This is a genomic window from Nonomuraea sp. NPDC049400, from assembly GCF_044466425.1.
Lineage (GTDB): Bacteria > Actinomycetota > Actinomycetes > Streptosporangiales > Streptosporangiaceae > Nonomuraea.
This window is the reverse complement of record NZ_JBITMP010000017.1, coordinates 213,281-220,903: the sequence shown is the minus strand read 5'-3', so window position 1 is coordinate 220,903 and position 7,623 is coordinate 213,281. Positions and strand designations below refer to the sequence as shown.

The window sequence follows — 7,623 nt, the reverse complement described above, 5'->3', positions numbered from 1 at the left end:
CTGAATGTCGAGGTGCTCTCCAGCGACGGCATGTCCATCGAGATGCGCGACACCGACGAGGACGTCTTCCGCGCCGCGGAGGAGCTCGGCATCGATCTGTCCCGGCGTGAGCCGAGCAGCGTGGAAGAAGTCTGAGGGGGAGATCGCACAAATGCTGGACGTCAACTTCTTCGACGAGCTCAGGATCGGCCTCGCGACGGCCGACGACATCCGTCAGTGGTCGCACGGCGAGGTGAAGAAGCCCGAGACCATCAACTACCGCACCCTCAAGCCGGAAAAGGACGGACTCTTCTGCGAGAAGATCTTCGGTCCGACCCGCGACTGGGAGTGCTACTGCGGCAAGTACAAGCGCGTCCGGTTCAAGGGCATCATCTGTGAGCGCTGTGGCGTCGAGGTGACTCGCGCCAAGGTGCGCCGCGAGCGGATGGGCCACATCGAGCTGGCCGCGCCGGTCACGCACATCTGGTACTTCAAGGGCGTCCCGTCGCGTCTTGGCTACCTGCTCGACCTGGCCCCGAAGGACCTGGAGAAGGTCATCTACTTCGCGGCGTACATGATCACGCATGTCGACACCGAGATGCGTGAGCGTGACCTGCCCTCGCTGGAGGCGAAGATCTCCGTCGAGCGGCAGCACATCGAGCAGCGCCGTGACGCCGACGTCGAGGCCCGGCAGAAGAAGCTCGAGGCCGACCTGGCCGAGCTCGAGGCCGCCGGTGCCAAGGGTGACCAGCGCCGCAAGGTCCGCGAGGGCGCCGAGCGCGAGATGCGGCAGCTGCGCGACCGGGCCCAGCGTGAGCTGGACCGGCTCGAGGAGGTCTGGAGCCGCTTCAAGAACCTCAAGGTCCAGGACCTCGAGGGCGACGAGCTGCTCTACCGCGAGATGCGCGACCGCTTCGGCCGCTACTTCAAGGGCGGCATGGGCGCGCAGGCGATCCAGGACCGCCTGATCTCCTTCGACCTCGACGCCGAGGCCGAAAACCTGCGCGAGACCATCCGCAGCGGCAAGGGCCAGAAGAAGGCCCGTGCGCTCAAGCGGCTCAAGGTGGTGTCGGCGTTCCTCAACACCACCAACTCGCCGCGCGGCATGGTGCTCGACTGCATCCCGGTCATCCCGCCGGACCTGCGCCCGATGGTGCAGCTCGACGGTGGCCGGTTCGCGACCTCCGACCTGAACGACCTCTACCGCCGGGTCATCAACCGGAACAACCGCCTCAAGCGTCTGCTCGACCTCGGCGCGCCCGAGATCATCGTGAACAACGAGAAGCGGATGCTGCAGGAGGCCGTCGACGCGCTGTTCGACAACGGCCGTCGCGGTCGCCCGGTCACCGGTCCCGGCAACCGTCCGCTGAAGTCCCTCAGCGACATGCTGAAGGGTAAGCAGGGTCGTTTCCGGCAAAACCTGCTGGGCAAGCGAGTCGACTACTCCGGCCGTTCGGTCATCGTCGTCGGCCCGCAGCTCAAGCTGCACCAGTGCGGCCTGCCCAAGCAGATGGCGCTGGAGCTGTTCAAGCCGTTCGTGATGAAGCGGCTGGTTGACCTCAACCACGCCCAGAACATCAAGTCGGCCAAGCGGATGGTCGAGCGCGCCCGCCCCGTGGTGTGGGACGTGCTCGAAGAGGTCATCACCGAGCACCCGGTGCTGCTCAACCGTGCTCCGACGCTCCACCGCCTGGGCATCCAGGCGTTCGAGCCGCAGCTGGTCGAGGGCAAGGCCATCCAGATCCACCCGCTCGTCTGCACCGCGTTCAACGCGGACTTCGACGGCGACCAGATGGCCGTGCACCTGCCGCTGTCGGCTGAGGCCCAGGCCGAGGCACGCATCCTGATGCTCTCGACCAACAACATCCTCAAGCCGGCCGACGGCAAGCCCGTGACGATGCCGACCCAGGACATGGTCATCGGCCTCTACTGGCTGACCACCATGAAGGAGGGCGCAAGGGGCGAGGGCCGCGTGTTCGGCTCGATCGCCGAGGCGCAGATGGCCTTCGACCGCCGCGAGCTGGAGATTCAGGCGAAGATCCAGATCCGGCTGAAGGACGTCCTGCCGCCGCGCGACTGGGTTGCGCCCGAGGGCTGGGAGCAGGGCGACCCGATCAGGCTGGAGACGACGTTCGGCCGGTGCCTGTTCAACCAGACGCTGCCCGACAGCTACCCGTTCGTCGACTTCCAGGTCGGCAAGAAGCAGCTGTCCACGATCGTGAACGAGCTGGCGGAGACCTACCCCAAGATCGAGGTCGCCGCTTCGCTCGACGCGCTCAAGGACGCGGGCTTCCGCTGGGCCACGCGCTCCGGTGTCACGATCTCGATCGAGGACGTCGTCGCGCCCCCGAACAAGACCGACATCATGGAAAACTACGAGCGCCGGGCCGACAAGGTCCAGCGCGAGTACGAGCGCGGTCTGATCACCGACGAGGAGCGCCGTCAGGAGCTCATCGAGATCTGGACGCACGCGACGGCCGACGTCGAGACCGACATGGTCAACGCCTTCCCGGCGACCAACCCGGTCTGGATGATGGTCAACTCCGGCGCCCGTGGTAACAAGATGCAGGTCCGGCAGATCGCCGGCATCCGCGGCCTGGTGTCCAACACCAAGGGTGAGACGATCCCGCGGCCGATCAAGGCCTCGTTCCGCGAGGGCCTGTCGGTGCTGGAGTACTTCATCTCCACCCACGGTCAGCGGAAGGGTCTGGCCGACACCGCCCTGCGTACCGCCGACTCGGGTTACCTGACCCGTCGTCTGGTGGACGTGGCGCAGGACGTCATCGTGCGCGAGATCGACTGCGGCACCGACCGCGCGGTCCCGCTGCACGTCGGCGAGCGTGACGCGTCGGGCAACCTGGTCAAGGCCGAGAACGCCGAGTCCAACGTGCACGGCCGCATCCTGGCCGAGGACGTCGAGGTCGACGGCAAGGTCATCGCGGCGGCGGGTGTCGACATCAACGACACTCACGTGACCAAGCTGGTCGAGGCCGGAGTCGAGACGGTGCGCACCCGTAGCGCGCTGGTCTGCGAGGCCAAGATCGGTGTCTGCGCGACCTGCTACGGCCGCTCGCTGGCCACCGGCAAGCTCGTGGACGTCGGCGAGGCGGTCGGCATCATCGCCGCCCAGTCGATCGGTGAGCCCGGCACGCAGCTGACCATGCGTACGTTCCACACCGGTGGTGTGGCCGGCGCCGACATCACCCACGGTCTGCCCCGTGTCACGGAGCTGTTCGAGGCGCGCATCCCCAAGGGTGTCGCCCCGATCTCCGAGGCCGAGGGCCGGGCCCGCATCGACGAGACCGACAAGACCAGGAAGATCGTCATCACTCCGGACGACGGCTCGGAGGAGATCGCCTACCCGGTGTCGATGCGCTCGCGCCTGCTCGTGCAGGACGGTCAGCGGATCACGGTCGGGCAGCAGCTCGTCGCCGGTGCGGTCAACCCCAACGAGGTGCTGCGCATCCTCGGCCCGCGGGCCGTGCAGCTGCACCTGGTGGCGGAGGTCCAGCAGGTCTACCGGTCGCAGGGTGTGTCGATCCACGACAAGCACATCGAGATCATCGTGCGGCAGATGCTCAAGCGCGTGAACGTGCTGGAGTCCGGTGACACCGACCTGCTGCCCGGCGAGCTCGTGGAGCGGCCGCGCTTCGAGCAGATGAACCGCGAGACGGTGGCGGAGAGCGGCGCGCCGGCCGCGGGCCGTCCGGTGCTCATGGGCATCACGAAGGCGTCGCTGGCCACCGAGTCGTGGCTGTCGGCGGCCTCCTTCCAGGAGACGACCAGGGTGCTGACGGACGCGGCGATCCACGCCAAGTCCGACTCGCTGCTGGGCCTGAAGGAGAACGTCATCATCGGTAAGCTCATCCCGGCCGGCACTGGCATGCCGCAGTACCGCAACATCCGGGTCGAGCCGACCGAGGAGGCCAAGGCCGCCATGTACACCGTGGGTGGTTACGACGGCTCCGCCGCCGACTACACCTTCGGCACCGGCAGCGGCGAGGCGGTCCCGCTGGAGGAGTACGACTTCGGCCAGTACAACCGATAGCTCCAAGTGATGCGCCCGGGTCTCTCATCGAGAGGCCCGGGCGCTTCGCTGTTCACCGGCCCCTGGCTGTGCGGGCGGCCGTTGTGCGGGCGTGAAAGGCCCGTGAGACCGCCTGAGTGCGACACCCCGCCCCGGATGCCCACCGTGCGACGGGACCGGCGCTCAATGGCCCTCGTGGCGACGGGGCAGGCGTCCCGCATGCTTGCCCCGTCGCGGCGGGTTTGGGAACGTCGTGCGGAGTGGTCGGGTGGCCCGATATCATGGCAGCGGAGCTGTAGATGGGCTGGATGAAGTAGGCCGCAGCGACACGGAGTGGCAAGGCTTGTCCGCTTTGTCGCGCCGTTTTGACGTGTCGCATGGGCCTGGGTAGTCTTGTGCATCGTGCCCGTCTCTATGCGGGCTCTCGACCGTGCGCTCATTACGGGCGTGGGACGGCTTCCTGGCTCGTAAACCTCGCGGGACGTCTGCGTGAATAGCGCGACACGCCCGAGCGCGGGGGCACCGGGTCGAGAAAAACCAGCAGGTCATGACACCGGCAGTACCTGCGAAATGCATCACAACTGACGAAACACCGGCCAAGCACGAAACGGAGTGGCAGTGCCCACTATTCAGCAGTTGGTCCGCAAGGGCCGGCAGGACAAGGTCGCCAAGACCAAGACTCCTGCCCTCAACGGGAGTCCGCAGCGGCGCGGCGTGTGCCAGCGCGTTTACACGACGACTCCGAAGAAGCCCAACTCGGCACTGCGCAAGGTGGCCCGCGTTCGTCTCACGAACGGCGTCGAGGTCACGGCCTACATCCCCGGTGTGGGTCACAACCTGCAGGAGCACTCCATCGTGCTCGTGCGTGGCGGTCGTGTGAAGGACCTGCCTGGTGTTCGCTACAAGATCATCCGCGGTTCTCTCGACACCCAGGGTGTCCGCAACCGCAAGCAGGCCCGTAGCCGCTACGGCGCGAAGAAGGAGAAGAGCTAACAATGCCTCGTAAGGGTTCTCCTGGCCGTCGTCAGCTCATGGCTGACCCGGTTTACAGCTCGCCGCTGGTGACCGCCCTGATCAACAAGGTGCTCCTGGACGGCAAGCGCTCCATCGCGCAGTCGATCGTCTACGGCGCCCTTGAGGGCTGCAGGGAGAAGACCGGCAACGACCCGGTTGTCACCCTGAAGCGCGCGCTTGACAACGTCAAGCCCACCCTCGAGGTCCGCAGCCGTCGTGTCGGTGGCGCGACCTACCAGGTGCCGGTCGAGGTGCGCGCCGCGCGCAGCACCACCCTGGCCCTGCGCTGGCTGGTGCAGTACTCCCGCGCCCGCCGCGAGAAGACCATGACCGAGCGCCTCATGAACGAGCTCCTCGACGCCAGCAACGGCCTTGGGGCGAGTGTCAAGAAGCGCGAGGACACCCACAAGATGGCCGAGTCCAACAAGGCCTTCGCCCACTACCGCTGGTAGTGGATCCGACGAGACGACGAGGACGCGAGAGAAGTGGCCACCACGACCGCTCTTGACCTGGCCAAGGTCCGCAACATTGGGATCATGGCCCATATCGACGCGGGCAAGACCACCACGACCGAGCGCATCCTGTTCTACACCGGCATCAACTACAAGATCGGTGAAGTCCACGAGGGCGCTGCCACGATGGACTGGATGGAGCAGGAGCAGGAGCGCGGCATCACGATCACGTCTGCCGCGACGACCTGCGAGTGGCTCGGTCACACCATCAACATCATCGACACTCCGGGTCACGTTGACTTCACCATCGAGGTGGAGCGCTCGCTCCGCGTCCTCGACGGTGCCGTCGCCGTGTTCGACGGTGTCGCGGGTGTCGAGCCGCAGTCGGAGACGGTGTGGCGCCAGGCTGACCGCTATGACGTCCCCCGCATCTGCTTCGTGAACAAGATGGACCGGGTCGGCGCGGAGTTCCACCGCTGCGTCGACATGATGATCAGCCGTCTGGGCGCGACCCCGGCTGTCGTCCAGCTTCCGTGGGGTGTTGAGGCCGACTTCAAGGGCGTCATCGACCTCATCAAGATGAAGGGTTACATCTGGAGCGCCGAGGCGGCCAAGGGCGAGATGTACGACACCGTCGACATCCCTGCCGACCACGCCGAGGCCGCTCGCGAGTGGCGTGACCGGCTCATCGAGACGGTCGCCGAGAACGACGACGAGCTGATGGAGCTCTTCCTCGAGGGCGTCGAGCCCACCGAGGAGCAGCTGGTCGCGGCCATCCGCCGCGCGACGCTGGCCAGCGCCATCAACCCGGTGCTGTGCGGCACCGCGTTCAAGAACAAGGGCGTGCAGCCGCTGCTCGACGCGATCGTCGCCTTCCTTCCCGCCCCGACCGACATCCCGGCCTTCAAGGGCCACGCGGTCGGCGACGAGGACAAGGTCATCGAGCGGCACGCGGACCCGAGTGAGCCGTTCTCCGCTCTGGCCTTCAAGATCGCCAGCGACCCGCACCTGGGCAAGATCACCTACATCCGCATCTACTCGGGCACGCTCGAGGCCGGTTCACAGGTCGTCAACTCTGTGAAGGGCAAGAAGGAGCGGATCGGCAAGATCTACCAGATGCACGCCAACAAGCGCGAGGAGCGCCCGACGGCCATCGCCGGTCAGATCGTCGCCGTCATGGGTCTGAAGGACACCACGACCGGTGACACGCTGTCCGACCCGTCGAACCAGGTCGTGCTCGAGTCGATGACGTTCCCGGCTCCGGTCATCAACGTCGCCATCGAGCCCAAGACCAAGGGCGACCAGGAGAAGCTATCGACCGCCATCCAGCGGCTGGCCGAGGAGGACCCGTCCTTCCAGGTCCGCCGTGACGAGGAGACCGGTCAGACGGTCATCTGGGGCATGGGCGAGCTTCACCTGGAGATCCTCGTCGACCGTATGCGTCGCGAGTTCAAGGTCGAGGCCAACGTCGGCCGTCCGCAGGTCGCCTACCGCGAGACCATCCGCCGCAAGGTGGAGAAGGTCGACTACACCCACAAGAAGCAGACCGGTGGTTCCGGCCAGTTCGCGCGGGTGATCATCGACCTCGAGCCGCTCGGTGAGGGCAACGACGGCTACGAGTTCCAGAACAAGGTCACGGGTGGTCGTGTCCCGAGGGAGTACATCCCGTCGGTCGACGCGGGCGCCCAGGAGGCCGCCGAGTTCGGCGTGCTGGCCGGCTACCCGATGGTGGGCGTGAAGGTTACGCTCCAGGACGGCGCCGCGCACGACGTCGACTCCTCGGAAATGGCCTTCAAGATCGCCGGCTCGATGGCCTTCAAGGAGGCCGCGCGCAAGGCGGACGCCGTTCTTCTCGAGCCGATGATGGCCGTCGAGGTCACCACGCCCGAGGACTACATGGGTGAAGTCGTCGGTGACCTCAACAGTCGCCGCGGGCAGATCCAGTCGATGGACGAGCGGGCCGGCGCCCGTGTCGTCCAGGCGCTCGTGCCGCTGTCTGAGATGTTCGGCTACGTGGGTGACCTGCGTAGCAAGACGCAGGGGCGCGCGAGCTACAGCATGCAGTTCGACTCCTACGCGGAGGTGCCCCCGGGCATCGCCAAGGAGATCGTCGCGAAGGCCCGGGGCGAGTAGTTCACGGCCTCTAGCGAT

At 66.6% G+C, this 7,623-nt stretch carries 4 protein-coding genes; all 4 read left to right on the top strand.

The window, feature by feature from the left end:
* Nucleotides 1–151: 151 nt before the first annotated feature.
* Nucleotides 152–4,027: a DNA-directed RNA polymerase subunit beta' gene (locus ACIBVN_RS27390; protein ID WP_397140987.1), complete on the top strand. Its 3,876-nt coding sequence runs from the start codon at nucleotides 152–154 to the stop codon at nucleotides 4,025–4,027.
* A gap of 597 nt (nucleotides 4,028–4,624) precedes the next feature.
* Nucleotides 4,625–4,999, top strand: coding sequence for a 30S ribosomal protein S12 (gene rpsL / locus ACIBVN_RS27385; RefSeq protein WP_397140985.1), 375 nt, complete (start codon nucleotides 4,625–4,627; stop codon nucleotides 4,997–4,999).
* Nucleotides 5,000–5,001: 2 nt separating this feature from the next.
* The gene (rpsG, locus tag ACIBVN_RS27380; RefSeq protein WP_020542314.1) at nucleotides 5,002–5,472 is read left to right on the top strand and encodes a 30S ribosomal protein S7; all 471 of its coding nucleotides are present in this window, start codon (nucleotides 5,002–5,004) and stop codon (nucleotides 5,470–5,472) included.
* An 84-nt stretch (nucleotides 5,473–5,556) separates the two neighbouring features.
* Entirely contained in the window at nucleotides 5,557–7,605 is a 2,049-nt protein-coding gene (gene fusA / locus ACIBVN_RS27375; RefSeq protein WP_397141008.1) for an elongation factor G, read from the top strand.
* Nucleotides 7,606–7,623: the final 18 nt, after the last annotated feature.

Coding starts and splice junctions, on each gene's coding strand:
- ACIBVN_RS27390 (WP_397140987.1), top strand. CDS start 152: ATGCTGGACGTCAACTTCTTCGACGAGCTCAGGATCGGCCTCGCGACG.
- rpsG (WP_020542314.1), top strand. CDS start 5,002: ATGCCTCGTAAGGGTTCTCCTGGCCGTCGTCAGCTCATGGCTGACCCG.
- fusA (WP_397141008.1), top strand. CDS start 5,557: ATGGCCCATATCGACGCGGGCAAGACCACCACGACCGAGCGCATCCTG.